The 22,306-nt window shown below is 25.0% G+C and carries 20 protein-coding genes and 2 tRNA genes; 10 read left to right on the forward strand and 12 right to left on the reverse strand.

Going from position 1 to position 22,306, the window contains the following annotated elements; translation table 11 throughout:
• Window positions 1-58: 58 nt before the first annotated feature.
• The 9 genes from Q2306_RS01220 (at window position 59) to rpsO (ending at window position 8,253) form a co-directional block, all read left to right on the forward strand.
• A complete protein-coding gene (locus tag Q2306_RS01220) occupies window positions 59-661 on the forward strand; it encodes a DUF4194 domain-containing protein (RefSeq protein WP_323847928.1) in 603 nt (200 codons plus the stop codon).
• Window positions 651-3,941: an SbcC/MukB-like Walker B domain-containing protein gene (locus tag Q2306_RS01225; RefSeq protein WP_323847929.1), complete on the forward strand. Its 3,291-nt coding sequence runs from the start codon at window positions 651-653 to the stop codon at window positions 3,939-3,941. The genes Q2306_RS01220 and Q2306_RS01225 overlap by 11 nt, the downstream gene beginning before the upstream one ends.
• A gap of 160 nt (window positions 3,942-4,101) precedes the next feature.
• Window positions 4,102-4,668 (forward strand): signal peptidase I, encoded by a 567-nt coding sequence (locus Q2306_RS01230; protein WP_323847930.1) that lies wholly within the window; start codon window positions 4,102-4,104, stop codon window positions 4,666-4,668.
• A 32-nt stretch (window positions 4,669-4,700) separates the two neighbouring features.
• The gene (locus tag Q2306_RS01235) at window positions 4,701-5,360 is read left to right on the forward strand and encodes a uracil-DNA glycosylase (RefSeq protein WP_323847931.1); all 660 of its coding nucleotides are present in this window, start codon (window positions 4,701-4,703) and stop codon (window positions 5,358-5,360) included.
• Between the two features lie 38 nt (window positions 5,361-5,398).
• Window positions 5,399-6,298 (forward strand): ribonuclease HIII, encoded by a 900-nt coding sequence (rnhC, locus tag Q2306_RS01240; RefSeq protein WP_323847932.1) that lies wholly within the window; start codon window positions 5,399-5,401, stop codon window positions 6,296-6,298.
• Window positions 6,299-6,465: 167 nt separating this feature from the next.
• Entirely contained in the window at window positions 6,466-6,903 is a 438-nt protein-coding gene (locus Q2306_RS01245; protein ID WP_323847933.1) for an HIT domain-containing protein, read from the forward strand.
• A 15-nt stretch (window positions 6,904-6,918) separates the two neighbouring features.
• Window positions 6,919-7,575 (forward strand): hemolysin III family protein, encoded by a 657-nt coding sequence (locus tag Q2306_RS01250; RefSeq protein ID WP_323847934.1) that lies wholly within the window; start codon window positions 6,919-6,921, stop codon window positions 7,573-7,575.
• 58 nt (window positions 7,576-7,633) lie between these two features.
• Complete coding sequence (locus Q2306_RS01255) at window positions 7,634-7,975, forward strand: cyclic-di-AMP receptor (protein WP_323847935.1); 342 nt, start codon at window positions 7,634-7,636, stop codon at window positions 7,973-7,975.
• 50 nt (window positions 7,976-8,025) lie between these two features.
• On the forward strand, window positions 8,026-8,253 hold the full coding sequence (gene rpsO, locus Q2306_RS01260; RefSeq protein WP_323847936.1) for a 30S ribosomal protein S15: 228 nt from the start codon (window positions 8,026-8,028) through the stop codon (window positions 8,251-8,253).
• A gap of 55 nt (window positions 8,254-8,308) precedes the next feature.
• Here the strand turns inward: rpsO and Q2306_RS01265 are convergent.
• From Q2306_RS01265 to Q2306_RS01320, 12 genes are all read right to left on the reverse strand, one after another.
• Window positions 8,309-8,383 (reverse strand) — tRNA-Gly (locus tag Q2306_RS01265).
• 83 nt (window positions 8,384-8,466) lie between these two features.
• Window positions 8,467-8,540: transfer RNA gene (locus tag Q2306_RS01270), tRNA-Thr, on the reverse strand.
• 1,094 nt (window positions 8,541-9,634) lie between these two features.
• Window positions 9,635-10,810 carry an IS3 family transposase gene (locus Q2306_RS01275; protein WP_323847937.1) on the reverse strand — a complete coding sequence of 392 codons (1,176 nt, stop codon included), beginning with the start codon at window positions 10,808-10,810 and terminating at the stop codon, window positions 9,635-9,637.
• Between the two features lie 137 nt (window positions 10,811-10,947).
• Window positions 10,948-11,520 (reverse strand): hypothetical protein, encoded by a 573-nt coding sequence (locus Q2306_RS01280; protein WP_323847938.1) that lies wholly within the window; start codon window positions 11,518-11,520, stop codon window positions 10,948-10,950.
• 307 nt (window positions 11,521-11,827) lie between these two features.
• Window positions 11,828-14,212 (reverse strand): hypothetical protein, encoded by a 2,385-nt coding sequence (locus Q2306_RS01285; protein ID WP_323847939.1) that lies wholly within the window; start codon window positions 14,210-14,212, stop codon window positions 11,828-11,830.
• Window positions 14,213-14,492: 280 nt separating this feature from the next.
• Entirely contained in the window at window positions 14,493-16,295 is a 1,803-nt protein-coding gene (locus tag Q2306_RS01290) for a reverse transcriptase domain-containing protein (protein ID WP_323847940.1), read from the reverse strand.
• 609 nt (window positions 16,296-16,904) lie between these two features.
• Window positions 16,905-17,666: an ATP-binding protein gene (locus tag Q2306_RS01295; RefSeq protein ID WP_323847508.1), complete on the reverse strand. Its 762-nt coding sequence runs from the start codon at window positions 17,664-17,666 to the stop codon at window positions 16,905-16,907.
• A gap of 1 nt (window position 17,667) precedes the next feature.
• Window positions 17,668-18,003 (reverse strand): hypothetical protein, encoded by a 336-nt coding sequence (locus tag Q2306_RS01300; RefSeq protein ID WP_323847509.1) that lies wholly within the window; start codon window positions 18,001-18,003, stop codon window positions 17,668-17,670.
• A 290-nt stretch (window positions 18,004-18,293) separates the two neighbouring features.
• Window positions 18,294-20,105: a group II intron reverse transcriptase/maturase gene (gene ltrA, locus Q2306_RS01305; RefSeq protein ID WP_323847510.1), complete on the reverse strand. Its 1,812-nt coding sequence runs from the start codon at window positions 20,103-20,105 to the stop codon at window positions 18,294-18,296.
• 639 nt (window positions 20,106-20,744) lie between these two features.
• Window positions 20,745-20,888, reverse strand: a complete 144-nt coding sequence (locus Q2306_RS01310; protein WP_323847511.1) for a DUF2963 domain-containing protein — start codon at window positions 20,886-20,888, stop codon at window positions 20,745-20,747.
• 19 nt (window positions 20,889-20,907) lie between these two features.
• Complete coding sequence (locus Q2306_RS01315) at window positions 20,908-21,345, reverse strand: DUF2963 domain-containing protein (protein WP_323847946.1); 438 nt, start codon at window positions 21,343-21,345, stop codon at window positions 20,908-20,910.
• Window positions 21,275-21,445: a hypothetical protein gene (locus Q2306_RS01320; protein WP_323847512.1), complete on the reverse strand. Its 171-nt coding sequence runs from the start codon at window positions 21,443-21,445 to the stop codon at window positions 21,275-21,277. The genes Q2306_RS01315 and Q2306_RS01320 overlap by 71 nt, the downstream gene beginning before the upstream one ends.
• A 378-nt stretch (window positions 21,446-21,823) precedes the next feature.
• Between Q2306_RS01320 and Q2306_RS01325 the strand changes: the two genes are divergently transcribed.
• Window positions 21,824-22,174, forward strand: a complete 351-nt coding sequence (locus tag Q2306_RS01325; protein WP_323847513.1) for a cold shock domain-containing protein — start codon at window positions 21,824-21,826, stop codon at window positions 22,172-22,174.
• Window positions 22,175-22,306: the final 132 nt, after the last annotated feature.

Here is a 22,306-nt window from a genome sequence, read left to right on the forward strand (position 1 = left end):
ATGATTTTTTATTTATATTTTTTTCTTTTAAAATTAATAATTGATAAAGGAATTTTAAATGGATCAAAAAACAAAAGAGTTATATATTTTTACAGAAAAATTCCAAAATTTGAAAGAACCGGAAAAAAATATTTTTTCTAAAATTGTTAATAAATTGTTTCAAGTAAATTATTTGACTATTCAAAAAACGGAAGACACGAAAGATTATCGTTTTATTTTATTATATAAGGAACTTTTTTATTCTTTTTTTCAACTTTCTGATTTTCAATTAGAAATTAGAAAATATGATGAAGTAATTTTTATTAAAAATTTAAATAATTTTAATAAATTAAAATTAAAAAAAGAAGAAAGTTTAATTTTATTAATTTTACGTATTTTGTTTCAAAAAAACAAAGAAAATAAATCCGGCGGAGATATTATTACAATATATTTACAAGATATTTATTATAAATTAAATAGTATCGGTTATAAAGAAATTAAAAAAATAACTAAAGAAAAAACAAAAAATATTTTAACTTTATTTAAAAGATACAATATTATTAATTATGTAGATAATGATTTATCCGATGATTCCTTAATAACAATTTATAATACTATTCTTTATTTGATTGATCTAAATATGATTGAACAATACAAAGAGTCATTAAAATTTGAAATTTGATAAAATTAAAATGAAAAAATTAACTAGAATAAAATTAATTAATTGGCATTTATTTGCTTATCAAGATATAGAAATTAAAGATAATATCTTGATTTCAGGAGAAAACGGAGCTGGAAAATCAACTTTATTAGATGCTTTGCAATACGTTTTGATAGGAGAGAAAAAAGGTGTCAAATTTAATATAGCTGCTAATGATAATGCTAAGCGTTCTTTAGAAAGTTATATTAAAGGAAAATTAGGTCTCGAAAATAAAGAATTTTTGAGAAATAAAGATGTTGTAACTCATATTGCTTTAGAATTTTATGACGACATCCGAGAAGAATATACTATTTTAGGTTGTGTTTTAGAATTACCTTATAGAGGTTTATTAAAAGATAAATTTTATCTTTTTTCTGGATTATCATTAGCTAAAAATATTTTTGTATTTGAAAATCAAGTTAGAAATATTAAAAATATGCGGGAATATTTAAGGACTTTGGATAAAAATTTTGATTTTTTTGACACCAAGCAGCAATATCGAAATGCAATTGGTAAATATTTAGACATTAATATTATAAAATATTTAAAAATATTACCTAAAGCATTATCTTTTAAACCCTTGAATTTGCAAAAATTTATTTTTGATTTTTTATTGGAAGAAAATCCTATTAATATTAATAGTTTAAAAAATAATGTACAACAGTTAAAAAAAATTGAATCTCAAATGGAAATAGAGAAAAATAAATTAAAAGAATTAACTAAAATTATAGAAATAGAAAAAAATTTAAAACAAATAGACATTCACATTAAGATTCATTCTTTATCAGAAAAAATGTTTGTGGTTCATAAAAATGAAACTTATTTAAAACAAATATTAACTAAAAAAGAATTAATTGAAAAAGAATTAGTTTCTTTGCTATCTCAAAAACAACAATATAATGAATCTATCCAACAATTAAATGATTATATTTTGCGATTTCAAACTAATAAAATTCAAAAAAATTTAGGTTCTGTTTTATATTCTTTGCAAACAAATTTAGTTAATAAACAAATAATTTTGGATAAAATTCAAGATAAAATAGATATTTTCGATAAACAATTAAAAGAAGAAATGGTTCTTTTAGAAAAATTGTTTATTTTAGACAAAGAATTTATTTTAGAAGAAAATTATAAGCAAATTAATTCTTTTTTAAATCAACCTACGGAAAAAAATTCTGTTTCATTACAGAATAATATTAATGAAATATCTAATTATTTTTCTCAAAAAATTATTAATATCAATATTTCGCAAAATAATTTAAAAAAAGAAATGGTATTTTTGCAAGAAAAAATCAATAAAAATAATTATGAGTTAGACATGATTAATAAAAATTACGTTTCTAAAAACAATCATTTTGTTAGGATTAATGATTTATTAAAAAAGAAATTAAATGATAAATATAATAAAAATATTTTTGTCTATCCTTTGTGTGAATTGATAGAAGTTAAAGATGAATTATGGCGAAACGCGATAGAAGGTTTTTTAGGTTCTAGAAAATTTAATTTAATTATAGACTATCGTTATTTTGATTCTGCTTTACAAATTTATGAACAAATACAAGATGATTTAAAAATTTATGATGTTGGTTTAGTCAATGTAGAAAAAATTCCTTATATAGAGGATAATCTTGATAGTTTAGCTTCTTATATTTCTAGTGATAACAAAGATGCTTTAAAATATATCAAAATATTATTATCTAATATTAAATGTGAATTAAATATTGCAAATTTGAAAAATCACAAAACAGCTATTACTCCTTTAGGAATGATTTATAGCAATTATACTGCAAAAAAATTAAATCCAAGGACTTATCAAATTCCTTATATAGGTGTTCATTCTTATAAAATACGTAAAAAGATTCTTTTAAACGAAGTTAATTTTCAAAAAGATGAATTAATGGACAAACAAAATGAATTTAGAAAAAATGAAAATATTATTTCTTTAATTGAAAAAAGTAAAATTCTTTCCATTATTAATTTAGATTATTTTTCTTTATTTCAACAAAAAAAAGAAACAACATTGCATTTATTTAATATCAAAGAAAAGATAAAAAAATTAAGTCTTGATTCTGATTTATCTCAATTAGAAAATAATATTTTGCGATTACAAGAAGAAACAAAAACAAAAAAAACAGAATTAGAAAATATTTTGTTAAAGATTTCTGAAAATAAACATAAAGAAAATATTTATATTAATCAGATTCATAATTTAGAAAAAGAACTTCTTAAATATAAAGATGAATTATATGCTGAAGAACAAAAAGAAATTATTAATATTGAAGCAGCTTCTGTTCAGTTTCATAATTATTTACGTGAATTTTTGAATAATTATGAAATCATTTTTAAAAATATTAAAGAAAATTTGCAAAATATTGAACAACAAAAAAATATTTTAAAAATAGATCTTATTTCTTTGATGAAAAAATATATTGATGACTATCATTTATTACATCTTGAACCTAAATTAGAAAATTTTATTTTTTTTATGAAAGAATATAATTTTATTAATTCTAAAAATTTAATTCAATATGAGCAAGAAGCTAAAGAATTAAGTATCAAAACAGAAATTATTTTTAAAGAAGAATTTATTAATAAATTAAAAAAAAGCATTATGGAAACTAAGCAACAAATTGAAAATTTAAATCAAATTTTAAAACATAGACCTTTTGGAAATGATTATTATCAAATTATAACTAAACCTTCTGATGATGTTGAGTATCAAAAATATTATTCTTTTTTTATCAAAGAAAACGAAACAGAAGAAATTAATGTGTTAAATGAAAATGATTTATTGCATAAAGATAATCTTTTAAACGAATTATTTCAAAAGATAATGTCTTTTGAGAAAGAATACGAAAATATAACTTATCAATTTTTAGATTATCGTAATTATTTAGATTATGATATCAAAATCTATGATAAAGAAGGTAATTTTTCTTTTTTTTCTAAAATTTTTAGAGAAAAATCAGGAGGAGAAACTCAAGTTCCTTTTTATATAATTATAGCTATTTGTTTTGAACAATTATTAATTGAAAATAGTTCATCTAAAGGTTGTTTGGTTTTTTTTGACGAAGCTTTTAATAACATGGACGAAAGCAGAATAGACGCTATGATGTCATTTTTTAATAATTTAAAAATACAATTTTTTATTGCAATTCCTCCTCAAAGAATTTTTAATATTTTGCCGCATGTAAAAACTAATTTAATTGTGGTTAAAGAAAATAATTATGCTATCATAGAGAGTTTTATAAAAGATATTTAACAAAGATTTTTATATTAAATGTACCTTATTTTTAAATTTCATTCCTAAACAAATAGAAATTATTTCATTTATAAAAATATTATTTTTTGTCATTAATTTAATTGTAATAAAAATTATAATTTATAAAAATACTTAATATGAAAGAAGATATTTGGAAAACATGTTTCGAAACAAAATAATTATAAAAACAATTATTTATTATGTTTTCAGAACTATTTTGTTTTTGATTAATTCTGCTGTTAATATTTTTATATTATATTTATTTTTAATGTTTTTAGGAAAATTTTTTTTATCACCACAAAAAAATATTTCTTTTTTTAAATTTGATATTTATAGAGTTGCTAGTGAAAGCATGGAACAACATATTAACAAAGGTGATTATGTTGTTATTAAACATCTTTCTGATAGCGATAAACATAAACTTAAACAAGGTGATATTGTAATTTTTAGCAACTCAAGGTTTCCGAATTCTATATCACCTACAGGTGTTATATATCCTATTATTCATAGGGTTGTTGAAAATAATGTTGTATTGCAACGAATTCAAACCAAAGGCGATAATAATGATGAAATTGATTATTATCCAACTGATTATGAGGGTGTTTTTGCTACATATTTTATTCATTTTAATTTTATAAGCTTAATGTTGATGATGTTTATTTTTATTCCTTTTATGTTACTTATGTCTTATGCACCATCATTTTTAAAAAAGTTATTATTGTTATAAAAAATTTTAAAAAAATAATTAGGTTAAAATAAATGTGGAAAGAATTTCTTTGTCAAGAAAAAAAGAAAAGATATTTTCAAAAATTGATGAATTTTATAAAAAATGAAATCCAAAAAGGAAAGAAAATTTTTCCTCCTTTCGCAAATATTTTTGAAGCTTTGCGATTAACTCCTTATCAAAATATAAAAGTTGTTATTTTAGGTCAAGATCCTTATTTTAATATAAATCAAGCTCATGGTTTATCTTTTAGTGTTTTGAATAATCAAACTCCTTCTAGCCTCAAAAATATTTTTAAAGAATTAAAAAATGATTTAAATTTAATATCTTATAATAATAATTTAACTTCATGGGCTTTAGAAGGAGTTTTATTATTAAATAGCATTTTAACAGTAGAAGAAGGTAAACCTTTAAGTCATCAAAATATTGGTTGGGAAGAGTTTACCAAAAATATTTTCAAATTTTTGTATCAAAAAGACAAAATAGTTTATATTTTATGGGGTAAATTTGCTCAAGGATATACTAAATATATTAATTTAGACAAAAATTATATTTTAAAAAGTGCTCATCCTTCACCTTTTTCAGCTTATAAAGGATTTTTCGGAAATAATTTTTTTTCTAAAACCAATTTTTATTTAATTAAAAATAAGATCGCTCCTATAGATTGGGATTTAAATAAAATAGTAAAAAAATAAATTATTTAAGAAATATTATAAAAGTGGGAACTTTTTGTATGAACCATTATGTTTTTAAAAAATTAAATTTAGAACAAATACAAATATTACAAAGAAAATATGAAAATTATATTATTTCTAATTATACAAATAATATTTGTTTAACAATCAAAAAACAACTATTAAAGATAACTTGTTATAATAACGGAACTTGTTTATTACAAGGTAAGGAAGTTAATAAAGAAGTAGAATATATAAAAAAATTTTTATATTTAGATGAACCATCTAATATAAATATTGATAAATCAAAAGAAATAAATAATAAAAAACATGTTGGCTCAGATGAAGTAGGTATAGGTGATGTTTTCGGCCCCATTGTCGTTTGTTCTGTTTTAGTAACTGAAAAACAAATACCTTTTTTGAAAGAAATAGGTATAAGAGACTCTAAAAAAATATCAGATAGTAAAATTGAAAAACTTTTTCTGATGATTAAAGATAAATTTGATTATTATGTTAAAATATTGACGCCTTGCGAATTTAATATTTGGATTCAAAAATATAATACGAAACATATCCAAGCTTTATTGCATAATCAAGTTATTTTAGAAATTATAAAAAAAATAAAAGAAAACACGATTGTTGTTTTGGATCGATTTGTGAATTCTAAAAAATATTTTCAATATTTACAAAATGAACAAAAAATATATAAGCGAATTAAATTCGAAACTAAAGCAGAAAGTAAATATGTAAGTGTTGCTTTAGCTTCTGTTATAGCAAGAGCTGTTTTTTTAAAAGAAATTAACAAATTAAAAGATGAAATAGGTTATAAATTATTATTAGGAGCAGGTTCTAAAGTAGACGAACAAATATATCAAATGTATCAAAACAATAAAGAATTAGTTTTTTTTCAAAAAATAGCTAAATGCAATTTTAAAAATATTAAAAAATATTTTAATTAATATTTTTTTGAATTATTTTTACATTTGAACTATTTTTTTAAGATTTATTTATATATTGTAAATATTTAAATTATTTATCTGTTATGATAACGTTGATTATATATTTATTTTTAATTTTTGTAATGTTGAAAAGATAGAAACAAATTGTTTATAAAAAGAGGTAATATATGTCTACTATTTTTACTAAAATAATTAAAAGACAAATCCCTAGTTATATTCTTTATGAAGATGAATTAGTTATTGCTTTTTTAGATATTTCACAAGCTACTAAAGGACATACTTTAGTTGTTACTAAAGAAGAATATAAAACCATTGATGAAGTTCCGACAAATGTTTTTAAACATCTTTTTGAGGTAGTACACAAAATTAGTAAAACTTTGATCACAACTTTGAATTGTCAGGGTATTAATTTGATAAATAATAATGGTATTGTATCAGGGCAAACAATATTTCATTATCATATTCATTTGTTGCCTCGATTTTCTTTAGAAGAAATAAAAATTATTTTCACTGATAATAGTGATAAAATGAATAGTACTTATTATGAACGAATTACAAAAAATATTGTTATGAATTTAGAAAAACAATTAATGATAATTAAATAAAGGTTAACAAAATATATGAAATGGACGATCAAAAACACTAAAAAACAAACTATAATGGAAGAAATTTTGAATGCTGTTTCTCATGGTTTAATGGTTCCTAGTAGTGTTGCTATTTTTGTTTATTTTTGTATTAAATTTGAAGGTTTCAGTTTGTCTTTGTTTTTCTTAACATTAACTATGTTTATGCTTTATTTAATGAGTTGTTTATATCATTCTTTATCTTTTACAAAAGCTAAAAAACAATTTCAAAGATTCGATCATATTTGTATTTATTTATTAATTTGGGGAAGTTTTTTACCATTTTTATTTTTCAAACAAGAAACCGATTTATTTACTTTAATTTTTTTTATCTTGCAATCTCTTTGTATTTTGATAGGAATATTATTTAAAATATTTAAAATGGGACAAGGAGAACGAATTCATTTAATTTTATTTTTATTATTAGGGTGGAGTGGTGTTATTGTTATATTTCGAAACAAAAAAATTTTTTTCGATTTTAAACAAATTATAATATTATTATTTCTTGTTTTAGGAGGTGTTTTTTATAGTATTGGAACTTTTTTTTATGTTAACGTATATAAAAAATATTTTCATTTTATTTGGCATTTATTTGTTGTTTTAGGTAATTTATGTCATGTATATTCTGTTTATAAATTTTGTACTCTTGTATAAATTATTTTTAATATGAAGGTAATAAAAATGATTTTATTTTTCGAAAATAATATATAATATGAATATGGATAATGAAATGAAATTAATTTTAGCAATAATTTCTAACGAAGATGCTAATAAAGTACAAAATTATTTAAATGAATATAATTTTTTTCATACTAGATTAGATATTAAAGGTGGATTTTTAAAAGAAAACAATACTACTTTTATTATTGGTCTAAAAAAAGAAAAAGTAGATCAAGTTTTAGAAATTTTTAAAGAACATTCGCAAGCAAAAACACAATTAATCCCTAAGAATGATTTCAATGAAATGAGCGCTTATTCAGATTTATCTTCTGAAATTACTATCGGAGGAACTACTGTTTTTGTCTTAAATATAGAAAAATTTTTACAAATATAAAACTTTTTATATAATATAAAAAGTTAAACAAAGAAAGTGAAGTAATTATAATGGCTTTAACTAAAAAACAAAAAAAAGATATTATTTTACAAACTATTGATTCTGAAGTAAATACAGGTTGTACTGAAGTTCAAATTGCTATATTATCAAGAGAAATTGAAGAATTAAATAAACATTTAAAAGAACATCCTTCTGATTTTCATTCTAAACGTGGTTTATTAATAAAAAATAAAAAAAGAAGTACTTTAATAAAATATTTAAAAACTCAAATAAAATAAAAAAACTATCTTAAGAAACTAAGATAGTTTTTTTATTTTATTTGAGTTTTTAATTTGGAGCGAATGAGGGGAATCGAACCCCCGTCTTATGCTTGGCAAGCATAAGTAATAACCACTATACGACATTCGCAATTAGAATTTATAAAATTAAAACAAAAACTTACCATGTAATTATAACATAAAATACAACATCTAGATTAATTATTATTATGATGGTGCCTCAAACAAGAATTGAACTTGTATTTTGTCATTACCATTGACATGTTTTACCATTAAACTATAGAGGCTATTTTATTATATTGAAGTGTTCTTAAAAACCGATCTATTAGAGAGTCTCGTTTTGTTCTATGGAGTGTTCGTAAAAACTGATCTATTAGAGAGTCTCGTTTTTTCTAAAAATTATTTTTTAGAAATCAAAATTGTTTATTAATTATTTTTATAATAACATAATAAAATAATTTTTTAACAATTAAAATTTTGAAAATTATTTTTTTAGAAATCAAAATTGTTTATTAATTATTTTTATAATAACATAAAATTTATTTTTTTTAAGAAATAAATTATTTTTTGAAATTATTAAAATTAAAAATCTTGTCAAGTGTTTTTAAACATTTTTTTTAATTTTTTTTAAGCCTATAAAAGGTTTGTTTTAAAGATAATTTAAAAAAATTTATAAATTTGAGGTTGACAAAGTTTAAAATTAAGTTATAATTAAAACGAAAGTTTTTTAAAAAAGAAAAAAAGAAAAAGAAAAGAACCAAAAGAAAAAGAAAAAAAGAAAAAATTTTAAAAATCTAAATCTAAATCTATGATCTAAAAAGACATATCATCTACTTAATATAGATGATATACAAAAAAAAAAAAAAAAAAAAAAAAAAAAAAAAAATAGATTTTAGATTTAGATTATTAAAAAAATTTTAAAAAATTATTAATTTAAAAATAATTCAAAAATATCATTAATTACATTGATTAAATAATAAGATTTTAATGTTAACAAATCAAACATTAAATCTTTTTTTTGTAAAAAAATCATGAAATATTTATAAAAATTTAATAAAATATTATGTATTTTAGGTATTTATTAAGATTAAATATTTATAAAATTAAAAAAAAGATAAAAATATCGCGGCGACTAAACCGCAAATCAATGTTTCCTACTGCAATCAAAAAAATCTCGCTTATTTTAGCTGTTTGAGGCCTTATAGAAGGTGTTTTGAAGTTGTTTGAAACCATAATAATGATTTTGACAAAAGAATTGTTTAAAATGATGTTTAAAATTAAAAAAAATAATTTCTATTAATAAAACCTCTTTGAAAGAGGTTTTATTAATTTTAACCAACAGTTAAAGGTTCTCAAATTATATTGTTTGAGAACTTTTCTTTTAATTAATATTTTGAGCTTTAAATTGTAAAGGCGATAAATAACCTAAATAAGCTAAAGGACGGTGTTGATTATAATTTTGAATAAATAAAGGAATTTTATGCATTAAAAACTCTTTGGTTAAGAGTTCTTTTTTTTCAAGATAAAGAAACTCTGCTTTTAAATTGCCGAAAAAAGCTTCAATGCAGGCGTTTTGTGAAGGTTGACCTCTCTCTGAGAAACTAGGAATAAAGTTTTTCGCTTGCAGGGCTTTTTGCCATTCTTTCGAAGTATATTGGCTTCCTTGGTCTGAATGAAACAAACAACCTTTTAAAGATTGAGGCAAAGATTTTAAAGTTTGGATCATCATTTCATGAGTCATTTTAGAACCGATATTATAAGTAACAATTTCACGGTTATATAAATCCATAATGACTGATAAATAAAGTGTTTGATTTTTCCCATAAGTTAAATAAGTAATATCAGTGCATAGTTTTTGATAAGGACGAGAAGCTTGAAAATTGTTTTTGATTAAATTGAAACTAGAATAAGGTAAATAATGGATTTTTCTTTCGCGTTTGACATATTTATTTTTCAAAGTTTGGCATAATAAACCTAGTTTTTTCATTTTTAAATAAATTTCTTTTAAATTCGTTTGAAAATGTTTTTTGACAGCTTGATAAATTCTTCGATGACCCCAAAGATAAAAACTTTGACCTTCTTTATTGTAATATTGGTGTTGAGCACAAAGGTTTTGAATAGCTTTATCTAAAGGAGTTAAAAAAGGCGGTTGATTTTGTTGTTTTAACCAATGATAATAAGAATTTTTGGAAATCCCTAAGATTTTTGTCAGTTGAGTTAAAGCAATTTTATTTTTATATTTATTAATGATGTTTAAATAAAAATGTCTAGATTGTTTTCTTTTGTTTAACAATTTTTTAACTTTTTGTTTGATTTCAATGATAAAAGGAGAATGAGATTGGTATTGAATACTTGTTTTCGAAGAGTATGTATGGCCTAATTTTTGTTGCAGGCGATAACTTTGATGATTATTAAACCATTGACTCCAACGATCAATTTGTCTAGTACTACGAATTTGAAATTTCTTTTGAATGTCTTTTCTTCTCATCCCTTCTTTTTTAGCAAAAACTACTTGCAATTTCGTTTCAAAGGAATAAAAATTTCTTTTTAAAGCCATCAAATACTCGTTTCTATCCGTTTTCTTAAATAAAATCGTTTAGCTTTTCTATTATAAACTATTTTTATTACTTTTATTTAAGAAAATGGTTTTTTAATTATTTGGACTCCTTTTTTGTTTAAATGTTTATTTAAATGTTATTTATCTTGCTGAGTATTCATTGGTTCCGTGTATAAAGTAATATATTGTTTTACAGGGTTGAAGTGGAGGAAGTAGGTTTTGGTTCTTTCTTTATCTGTTGTAGGCCAAATAGAACGACCAAGAAAATCTTCTCTAGGCATGTCTATTTTACATAAATACCAATCTTGATCAGTATCTAAGATGTATTTCGGTCCGTCATATGTAATCTTAATGTGGTCTGTTTCTTTGTTATCTATATTATGATTTATCCATACACCACTTCTATTTATATTATTTAATGTGAACAAAGAATTATCCTTAACATTATCATATTTTACAGAAACCTGTTGAAACACATTATATCGGTCTCTCATACTTGAATCGTTTCGAGCCCACCATTCACTAAAAGGTTTATTTTTAACAAAAGCACCTAATTCACTAGGTACTTTCTCTGGATATTGACATTTATTTAGACCATTGAATCCAAAAAAAGTATAAGTTCTGTCGATCATTGGTGTTCCAAAAACATAAACTGAGTCTGACAAAGATAATATATCTTTATATTTCCCATCTTTGTTCCAATTTAACATTATATTTGATTTTGCATCAATTAGATATTCTTCGAAGATAGGATTAAAATCTTTATCTTGTCTGGCTTCAAACCATTCTTTTTTAGTTTCAATTTGAGGTTGAGGAATAGGAATTATTTTGTTAGCATTTTGTTTATTTTTTATATACGCAATAATAAAACATATAAATAATATTTATAAGTAGATGATAGACATAATAATGTTAATTTTTTTGTTTTTAAACATAAATAAAACCCCTTTTTTTAAATAATGAATTATATAGTTTTATTTTAACATAAACATTGTTTTATTTATGTTTTCAATCTTCTTACCACCAATTTTTAATTTGATCCCATATAAGATCTCGTGTTGCAGAATCAATCAATTGTAGACCTGCATTACCTCCTGGTACAAAACTAGCTGCTATATGGCCTACCCTCATTACCTTATCTGCTTTTTTGTTAAAATCCCATTTGTCTTTTAAGTCTGTGTATTTTGTTGTTAATGTATCATATTTGTTTGTTTTCTGTTTTAATAATGTATCTTGCATATCTAAATCCTTTTTCGTCTTCTCATGCGCCTCTTTCTCTTTTTTTAATTCCTCTTTTAATTCTTCAATCTTTTGGTTTAATTCAGCGTTGTCAATTCCTAAACTATTATTAGCGTCTTCTAACCCTTTAATCGTTCCTTCTAAATTTTGAATGCGTTTGCCTTGTTCTACGTATAATTGCATTTGTTGGTTTAATTCATGATTTAAACGATTAATTTCAGTTGCTTGTTCTTCAATGGTTTTTTGTAATTGGGCTATTTCTTCATCTTTTTGTTGGATAATAGTTTTTAATTCTTGTTCGTGTTTTTCTAATTGCTTAACTTTCTCTTGAGTATGTTTTAATTCTTGTTCTTTTTGTTTTAATTTTTCATTTAGTGTTTGGTCAATGTTCCCTGTTTTTTCTAAGTCCGCTTTTATTTGTTGGATATCATTGATTAATTCATTATTTTCTTTTGTTTTGGCTGCTAGTTCTTGGTTAACTTGATTTAAGTCATTATGATATTTTGCTTTTAAGTTAGCGTTTTCTTCTTCTAATTGTTGGATATTGGTTTGATATCCTTTTTCTTTTGTTTCTAATTCTCGTTGTTCTTGTTTTAATTTTTTAATATGAGCTTCTTTTTGACGAATTGCTTCTTGTAAACCAGGATTATCTGTTTGTTGTTGTTTAATTAATTTCTTAAGTTCTTTTTGTAATTCTTGTTGTTCTGAGGTTGTGTTTGTTATTGCTTCGTTGACTCTTTTTATTTCTTGTATTTTGAAATTAGTTACAGGAGGCGGAGTTAAACTTAAATTTTTGGTGAACTTGATTATTGTATATTTACTTTGTACCTTCTGATCCCAATCAGGTCTCCAATCTATCTGGATTTTATCTAAATTTTGATCTGCTTTGTCTTTGAAATAAAAATACTTATTATATTTGTCAAACTTAACATAATAATTGCCATTATGATCTATTTGGCTGTCGTATTTTTTGTCATCAACTATTATTTCAAAAGGTTCAGGTGAATAATAACGTTTTAAATCTTTAATTTTAGCCCAACTTGCTTCGTCAGATATCATTCCATCAGTACCAGTTTTAATTTCAGAATTATTCAGCCACTTTTGGTAAGCATTTTCTTCATTAATTAAAGCGTATTTCGTTTGATGTAGTTCATTTAAATTTGTTGTTACTTTGTTTACTTTGTTTTGTTTTTTGATTAAATCATTCTTTAATTGTTGACTTTTTTCGGTATTTTTTTGCATTTGTTGTTTTAAATTAGTAGTTTCGATTTCTAATTCTTTAATTTGTTGTTGGTATTTTGTGATTTGTTCTTTGATTTCAGCTAAAGTTTTTTCATGTTGTTCTCTTAAATTCTTTGTTTCTTCTTTTTTACCTTGTAATTGTTCTTTTAAAGATGTTTCTTTTTCTTTTGAATTTTTAATGTGGTCGTCTTTCAGAAGTAATTGCGTTTCGAAATGAATTTGATTAGCCGTAATTTGGGCTTTTAAATGGTTTATTTCTTTAGTTAATAATTCTTTTTCTTGAGTAGAAAGGTTGTTTGCTTCTATTAAGCGGTTTTCTTTGTTAATTAATTCGTTTTCTTTATTGTGAATTTCTTGTTGAAGTTGTTTCAAATCTTCCTCTTTTGTTTGTAATTTGTTTTCTAAATCTTTCATTTTTTGTTCGTCTTGGGTAATTCTTTGGTTTTTATTGTTAATGAAAATTTTGTTTTCTTCTAAATTCTTTTTAATCTCTTGAATTTCTTGTTCTAATTGGGTTTTATCAATAGTTAAAGTTTGGTTTTTCGCCTCTAAAGTTTGTTTTTCTTGTTGAAATTGTTCTTCCAGGGTTTTGATTTCTGTTTGCATTGTTTCTAAAACTGTTGTTAATTCTTTTTGTTTTTGTTGTTCTTGGGCTAAAATCTCTTTTTGAGCGTTCATTTTTGTTTCTTTAGTGTTTAAATCAGTTGTTAATTCCTTAATTTTTTTTCTTAGAGCTTCTTTTTCTTGTTCGGTTAAATTCGTATTATGTTTTAATTCTTGTTCTTTGTTATCTTTATCTTCTTGAATTCGTTGATAATCTTGGGTTAATTGTTCTACAGCTTGGTTTTGTCGTTCCAATTCTGTTTTTAAAGTTTCAATAGCTATCTTTTGTTCTTCTAACGCTTCTTTTTTCTCTTCCACAACCTTTTTTTCTTGTGCTAATTGGGCTGTTAACGCTTGAATTTCTTGAGTTAAAGCTGTTTTTTCTGCTTCATTAGGTAGTGCTTTATTGAAGATTTGTTTTTTTTTGTTAACAAGTTTTTTAAATTATCTTTTTCACTTTGCAAGTTCATTATCGGGATAGATCAGATGCGTTTCGGATTACTCCTATTACAAACTGGCCTCCCACACCACGGAACAAGCAAGTTTCCAAGCATTCCGCGGTTATAATATTTCTAGTTTTTGACGATTTAAAATTATTTTATTTGGATAATTTGTTTTGTTTTTGTGTTTTCTGGAACCAAGCAAATGTATTTATTTGTTGGTTCGTTATTTTACGATGACAATCTTTGCATAGTATTTTCGTTTTTTTGTTTCTGATACTTTGCCAGTTCTTGTTTCGTATTGTCTTCGTGTGATGGATTTCAAGTTGTTTTCTATCTTTTCGACAATTTTCACATTTAACAGCTTGCAATCTATCCGTTAATTTGGTTTTAGTTTTGTAGCTATTTGCATTAGGGGTTAGGTTTATCTTTTGATATTTCCTTAATCCTTTTACATAATTCCAACTAAACGCAGGCCAAATATCATATCTGAATTTCGTTTTGGTTTCGTATTTAATTCCAAAACTTTTTCCAATTCGATATTTTTTTCGGACAGTTGCAATTGAACTTTTATCCTTTCCTCCAAGAGTTTTCAGTAGTGAATACGTTGCGTAGTAGTACCATTTATTTAATTGGGAGATGTTGGAGATATAGGAATAATAATTTGTTATGCCACTAAATATAGCTTTATAATTCCTTATTATTTCTAACTTTTCCAAACTTAACAGTGATTTATTATGAATAATTTTATTATTTTTATTTATCCATCCTAATTCTTTTGCTTTCTCCGCAATTAAGTTCCTATTCATTTTAAGTTGTGGTTTTCCATTAAGACTGGATTTGGTATTTTTTTCTCTGATGTCCTCTTTGGTTGGCTCAACCATTAATTCATATCCAAGAAATTCAATACCTTTCTTTGTCTTCTGGATTTTCGTTTTATCGATTGAAGTCTTTAATTTTAATTTCTCTTCAATAAATTCCATTACCATCTTCTTAATCTGTTCGGGCAATGTTTTACTTTGACAACTAACCCCGATTATAAAATCATCTGCATATCTTATATATTCAATTCGAATTGATTTTTGTTTGTCACAACAAATTCCTTTCAATTCTCTTTGTAATCTTTTGACTAATTCTTTATCCTTTTTCTCTTTTCCCTTTTCAATTTTCCTTAATATTTTCCTGTAAGTTGGATTGTCTTTGGTTTTGAGGAATCTTGATAACTCTCCTTTAAGGTTTTTTATATAACTGTCTAGTTCATTTAACATGATATTAGATAATATCGGCGATATAATTCCTCCTTGCGGAGTGCCTGAATGGGTTGGTATGTGTTGTCCTTTTTTCATGACGCCACTTTTAACCATTCTCGCAATTAGTCTTTTGACTTTATATTTTGTGATATGTTTGTCGATGATTTCATATAAAATATTATGATTAACTGTGTCAAAAAAATCTTTTAAATCAATTTTAATAAACCAGTTGATACCTTTGAATTTCTGTTGGAATCGTTTTAGAGCGTCATGACATGATTTGCCAGGACGGAATCCAAAATTATCTTCCGAGAATTTCGGTTCATAATATGCTTCTAACTGACATCTTATAACTTCCTGAATCGTTCTGTCTTTAACAGTTGGAATTCCAATCGGTCTCGTTTTGTCGTTAGGTTTGGGTATTTCCACTCTCTTCACTGGTGAAGGTTCATATATTCCTTCTCGAATTTCGTCATTCCATTTTTTGATTGTTTTTAAAGTCAATCCGTCTATGGTTTGTGAATCGATTCCAGCGGTCCCAGCCCCTTTGTTGGTCGCAATCTTATTAAAGGCTTTATAATAACTCTCAATATTATTGGTTAACCATTGAAAGGTGGCTTTTGGTACTCTCTTATTGTCTTTCGATTTCGTCGCAATTCTGTTTAAATGCGTAGTCAGTTTTGAAATTTTGTTAATTTCATTTGATAACATATAGTCACCGTCCTTCTACGCCGTTAAACTCGAAATATTATTTCCTCTTTCGCCTTGTAAAGGTTATTAACCTTCGCCTTGGTTGGTCGATTATCTAACATCTTCCGATGTTAGTTTTGCTCCAACGACTACTATGATTCTGCTTTTTCCTTGAATCCATAAGGCTTTTTATCCCCTTATGTTTAGGTTTGACCTTGATTTTTGGGAAGATCCAAGTTTCTCTTATTAACTACGATGGATTTCTTAGGTATGCTGACCTTGGCATTTACTCTAGGTGTTTAGTCTATGAGATAGGGAAATCCCGTTTAGCTAGGTGAGTCAAGACGTTGGTTTTTATACCAGAAAGAGGATTTTTAGTCCTCTTGATAATCTAAATAGTCGAAGAATTTAACTATTTATTTCCATCTTGCAAGTTGTTTCAGTTACTTTCAACTTGGTTAATCAATTACCCTTCTTATTGCATTTAGGCTCATTTCAGAGCTTATCCATAAAATCCATTCTTCTTGCGGTCTCATCTTGGCTATTAACTTCGCCTCAATCCGCTTTTATCTTCTGCTGTAATCCACTATTCTTTCGTTTAGCGAACCGAAGATATGAATTACGCGATTATCACGCGTTGCAGTTCGTTAATCTGCTCTTAATAAGGCCTCTTTGGCGCCCTTCTTCTTGATTTAAAGAAGTATTGATGATGATAGGAAGATTATTATGATGGCGAGTTTCTAAAAGAGATAACAAAATATCATTACGAAAATATTCTGTCATCGTACCAAAACCAAAATCATCTAATAATAAAACTTCAACTTCGGATAAGATTTTCATTTTCTTTTCTGTGGTTTCGTCATACCAATTTAATTTAAATTGACGGATAAAATCAGGCATAAAGATAAATAAAAAATTTTTTTGATGATTTAAAAAATGTTTCATCAACAATTTGAAAAAGAAAGTTTTCCCAGTATCTAACTCGCCGTATAAAAACAAACTCTTTTTTTGTTGATAAGAAGTTAAATAATTTTTTAAAATGCTATCAATATTATGTTGTTGACGATAAGAAATTAAATTATTAATGGTTAAACCTTTTATTTTTTCAAAATTAATATTTTGTTGAAAGAAATAATGTTTTTTTGAAATCTCTATTTCTAAATATTTTTGATGAACATGTTGAGTTTCTTTGAAAACAATATGGACATAAGGTGTTAATTTTAAAATGGGTTGGTAACTATCTTTTAAAGGATTAAAATCTTTTTTAGCTTTTAAATATTGATGTACAGTTAATAAATCTTCATCGTCAAAAGCATAATTTTTTAATTCTAAATCTTGTTGAAGTGCTGCTCTTATTGTTTGGAAAATATTTTCTATTAAATCATTTTTCATTTTAATTTCTTTTATTTCTTCCTAACAATTCATCTCTTAAATCTAACCAATAATCTCTTGTTCTTTGTTTGTGATAAAGATGAGGATGGACTTGAAGAATTTTTTGTTGTTGATGGAAATAATAATTTTGGTTGATTTGATCTGTTATTTTTAGTTCAAAGGGTTTATTTTTGATTTCAGACAGTTGTTTTAAATCTTGGTAATTGATAAAATAAATATTTTTTTCAGTATTAAAATTAGTTTCATTATCATCTTTTAAAGAAATAAGAATATGATATTTTTTTAATTTTTTTAAATATGTTAAAATTTCTTCATTATCATAAATTCTTTTTTTCATGGTCTTGAACTCCTTTTTTTATTTTTAAATAATGTAAAATTGTTAATCAGTCTCTATCTTTTGAATTGTTTGGCCGTCTTTTTCGTAATAAATTTTACCAAAAACGGTTTTACCATCAGAGTTATAAAAAGTTTCTTGAATTATTTTTTTTGTAAGTGGGTATCGCGATAGATTAGATGCGTTTCAGAATTACTCCTTATTACAAACTAGCCCCGCACACCACGGAACGAGCAAGTTTCCAAGCATTCCGCGGTTATAATATTTCTAGTTTTTGACGATTTAAATTTATTTTATTTGGATAATTTGTTCGTTTTTTGTGTTTTGTTGACCCATACAAATGATTTTATTTGTTGGTTCGTTATTTTACGATGACAATCTTTGCATAGTATCTTTGTTTCTTTGTTTCTGATGCTTTGCCAGTTTTTGTTTCGTACTGTTTTGGTATGATGAATTTCAAGTTGATATCCGTCTCCATAACATTTTTCACATTTAACAGCTTGCAATCTATCCGTTAGTTTGGTTCTACTTCGGTAAGAATTCTCGTGAACTGCTAAGTCATTCAAATTGTTATTTTTAAATTTCCTTAGTCCTTTCACATAACTCCAACTGAATGTAGGCCAAATATCATATTTGGGTTTTGTCTTAGTTTCATACTCAATTCCAAAACTTTTCCCAATCCGATATTTCTTTCGGACAGTTGCGATTGAACTTTTATCCTTTCCTCCAAGAGTTTTTAGTAGTGAATATGTTGCGTAGTAATACCATTTGCCTAATTGTGTAATGTTCGATATGTAGGAATAATAATTTACAATCCCATTAAATATGGCTTTATAATTCCTTATTATTTCTAATTTCTCAAAACTTACTAAAGATTTATTATGAATAATTTTATTATTATTGTTTATCCATCTTAATTCTTTCGCTTTCTCCGCAATTAAACTCCTTTTCATTTTAAGTTGTGGTCTTCCGTTAAGAGTAGATTTAGTATTCTTTTCTTTTATTTCCTCTTTGGTTGGATTAACCATTAATTCATATCCAAGAAATTCGATACCTTTCTTCGTCTTTTGGATTTTCGTTTTCTCAATTGAAGTCTTTAATTTTAATTTATCTTCAATAAATTCCACTACCATTTTCTTAATCTGTTGGGGTAATGTTTTACTTTGGCAACTAACTCCAATTATGAAGTCATCTGCATATCTTATATATTCAATTCGAATTGGTTTTTGTTTGTTACGACAAATTCCTTTCAATTCTTTTTGTAATCTGGCGACTAAATTTTTATGTTTTTTCTCTTTTCCCTTTTCAATCTTCCTTAACATTTTCATGTAAATTGGATTTATTTTGGTTTTAAGAAATTTTGATAATTCTCTTTTAAGGTTCTTTATATAACCATCCAGTTCATTTAACATGATATTAGATAATATCGGTGATATAATACCACCTTGTGGAGTGCCCGAATGAGTTGGTCTGTGTTGTCCTTCTTTCATGACACCACTTTTAACCATTCTAGCAATTAGTCTTTTGACTTTATATTTTGTGATATGTTTATCGATGATTTCATCTAGCATTTTATGATTAACTGTGTCAAAAAAATCTTTCAAATCGATTTTTATGAACCAGTTGATGCCTTGGAATCTCTGTTGGAATCGTTTTAGAGCGTCGTGACATGATTTACCAGGACGGAATCCAAAACTATCTTCGGAGAATTTGGGTTCATAATATGCTTCTAACTGACATCTTATAACTTCCTGAATCGTTCTGTCTTTAACAGTTGGAATTCCAAGCGGTCTCGTTTTGCCGTTAGGTTTGGGGATTTCTACTCTTTTCACTGGTGAGGGTTCATATGTTCCTTCTCTAATTTCCTCGTTCCATTTTTGGATTGTTTTTAAAGTCAGTCCATCGATGGTTTGTGAGTCAATTCCAGCGGTACCAGCTCCTTTATTGGTTGCAATTTTATTAAAGGCTTTATAATAGCTTTCCATATTATTGGTTAACCATTGAAAGGTGGTTCTTGGTACTTTCTTATTTTCTTTCGATTTCGTCACAATTCTGTTTAAATGCGTAGTCAGTTTAGAAATTTTGTTAATTTCATTTGATAACATATAGTCACCGTCCTTCTACGCCGTTAAACACGAAATATTATTTCCTCTTTCGCCTTGTAAAGGTCATTAACCTTCGCCTTGGTTGGGCGATTATCTAACATATTCCGATGTTAGTTTTGCTCCAACGACTACTATGATTCTGCTTTTTCCTTGAGTCCCCCAAGACTTTTTACCTCTCGGGTTTAGGTTTAACCTTGACTTTTAGGAAGGTCCAAGTTACTCTTATTAACTACGATGGATTTCTTAGGTATGCTGACCTTGGCATTAATTCATAAATGATTAGTTTATGAAATAGGTAAATACCGTTTAGCTAGGTGAGTCAAGATGTTGGTTTTTATACCAGAAAGAGGTTTCTTAGTCCTCTTGATAATCTAAATAGTCAACACAAATAACTATTTAATTCCATCTTGCAAGTCGTTTCATTTACTTTCAACTTGGTTATGAAATTACTCTTCTTATTGCATTTAGGCTCATTTCAGAGCTTATCCATAAAAATCCTTTCTTCTTGCGGTCTCGTCTTGGCTATTAACTTCGCCTCAATCCGCTTTTATCTTCTGCTGTAATCCGCTATTCTTTCGTTTAGCGAACCGAAGATATGAATTACGCGATTATCACGCGTTGCAGTTCGTTAATCTGCTGTTAATAAGGCCTCTTTGGCGCCCTGTATTCTTCAATGTAAGTAATTGTTTGACCATCTTTTTCGTAATAAATTTTTTTGATCAATTTATCATCGCAATTATATTCTTTGATAACATCATTTTCTTGAATAATTTTATTGTTCATTTTTTGTTAACTCTTTTATTTATTCATTGCCATAATTGTCAATGGCTTTAATTTGTCCGTCAAGATGGTAGCATATTCTTTTAATTTTGTATCCTCTTTCAGGATGGTAATCAGTAATATAATCAATTGTTTTACCGTCGGAATAGTACTTTATTTGTTTAATTAATCTATGTCCTTTATATTCGTTAATGTACTCAATTTTTTTACCATCCATTTGGTAATAAGTTGTTGTAATTCCGCATCCTGATTTCGGATTATATTCTTCAATAGAAAAAATTTTTTTACCGTCATAGTGATAAAATGTTCTTTTAACTATGTCTCTTATGTTAGGATGGTATTCAAAAACACAATTAAGGGTTTGGTCTATGACATCAAAGTGTTTTAATTTAATGCGAGCGCCTGTATTCAGGATGGTATTCTTGAATAAGCCAAATTTTATCCTCGTTAGGATATGAATAGTAGGTTGTTAATTTAATTAATTTCTTTTCTTGATTAAATTCTTTAACGATTCTTTCTCCGTATTCGTCTCTTGTTTCAATGATTGTATTTTGGTTCATAATTTACTCCTTTTTTGTGTAAATCCTTTTACACACAAACTAAATTAAAAAGGAAAATATTCAAACCTTTTTAATTTAGTTTCTATTTAAAAAAATTTTTTTAACTAAATTATTTTTTAAAAATAATTTCGGGCAAAAGAAAAAAGTCAAACTGTTTATTTTTTTTAATAAACAATTTGACTTAATTAGTGACTTCATGGTGGTTCCATATTTTGGAACTCAACCTATTTAAACCCACTAAATAATTTTATTATAATAAATAAATCTTTTAAAACGTGATATAAAATAATGTTTATTTTATCAATATTTATTATATAATAAAAAAGGTGTTTCATCTAATTATATAATATATATAAAAAGGAGTTTTAAAATTAATTAATGGAAAACAGAACAAAAATTAAATTCCAAGGCGTAGTAAAATGGTTCGATGTAACTAAAGGTTTTGGTTTTATAAAAACAGTAAAACCTATTGGTGAATTTACATATAACGAAATTGCTGAACAATTTTCTTTAGATAACGATGAAATAGAACAATTTATCGATAATAGAGATAAATCAGAAGATGATTTATTTTGTCATTCAAATTCTATTATAGAAGGCAATAATGAAACATTACCTGGACATTATCAAGATAGTAAATATAAAAAATTAAAAGAAAATGATAAAGTAGAATTTTTTATTAAATTAGTTAAAGGCAGAGAACAAGCTTGTTATATTGTTTTAGTTTAATTTATTTATAAAAAAATCAATATTTTAAAAAAGATTCTATTTATTGAATCTTTTTTTAATTAAAAAAACAATTTGTTTCTTTTTTTAATTAAAAAAAGAAACAAAAATATAATAGTAAAACTAGGATATTTT

The sequence above is a fragment of the Phytoplasma sp. genome, assembly GCF_035187685.1.
Lineage (GTDB): Bacteria > Bacillota_I > Bacilli_A > Acholeplasmatales > Acholeplasmataceae > Phytoplasma.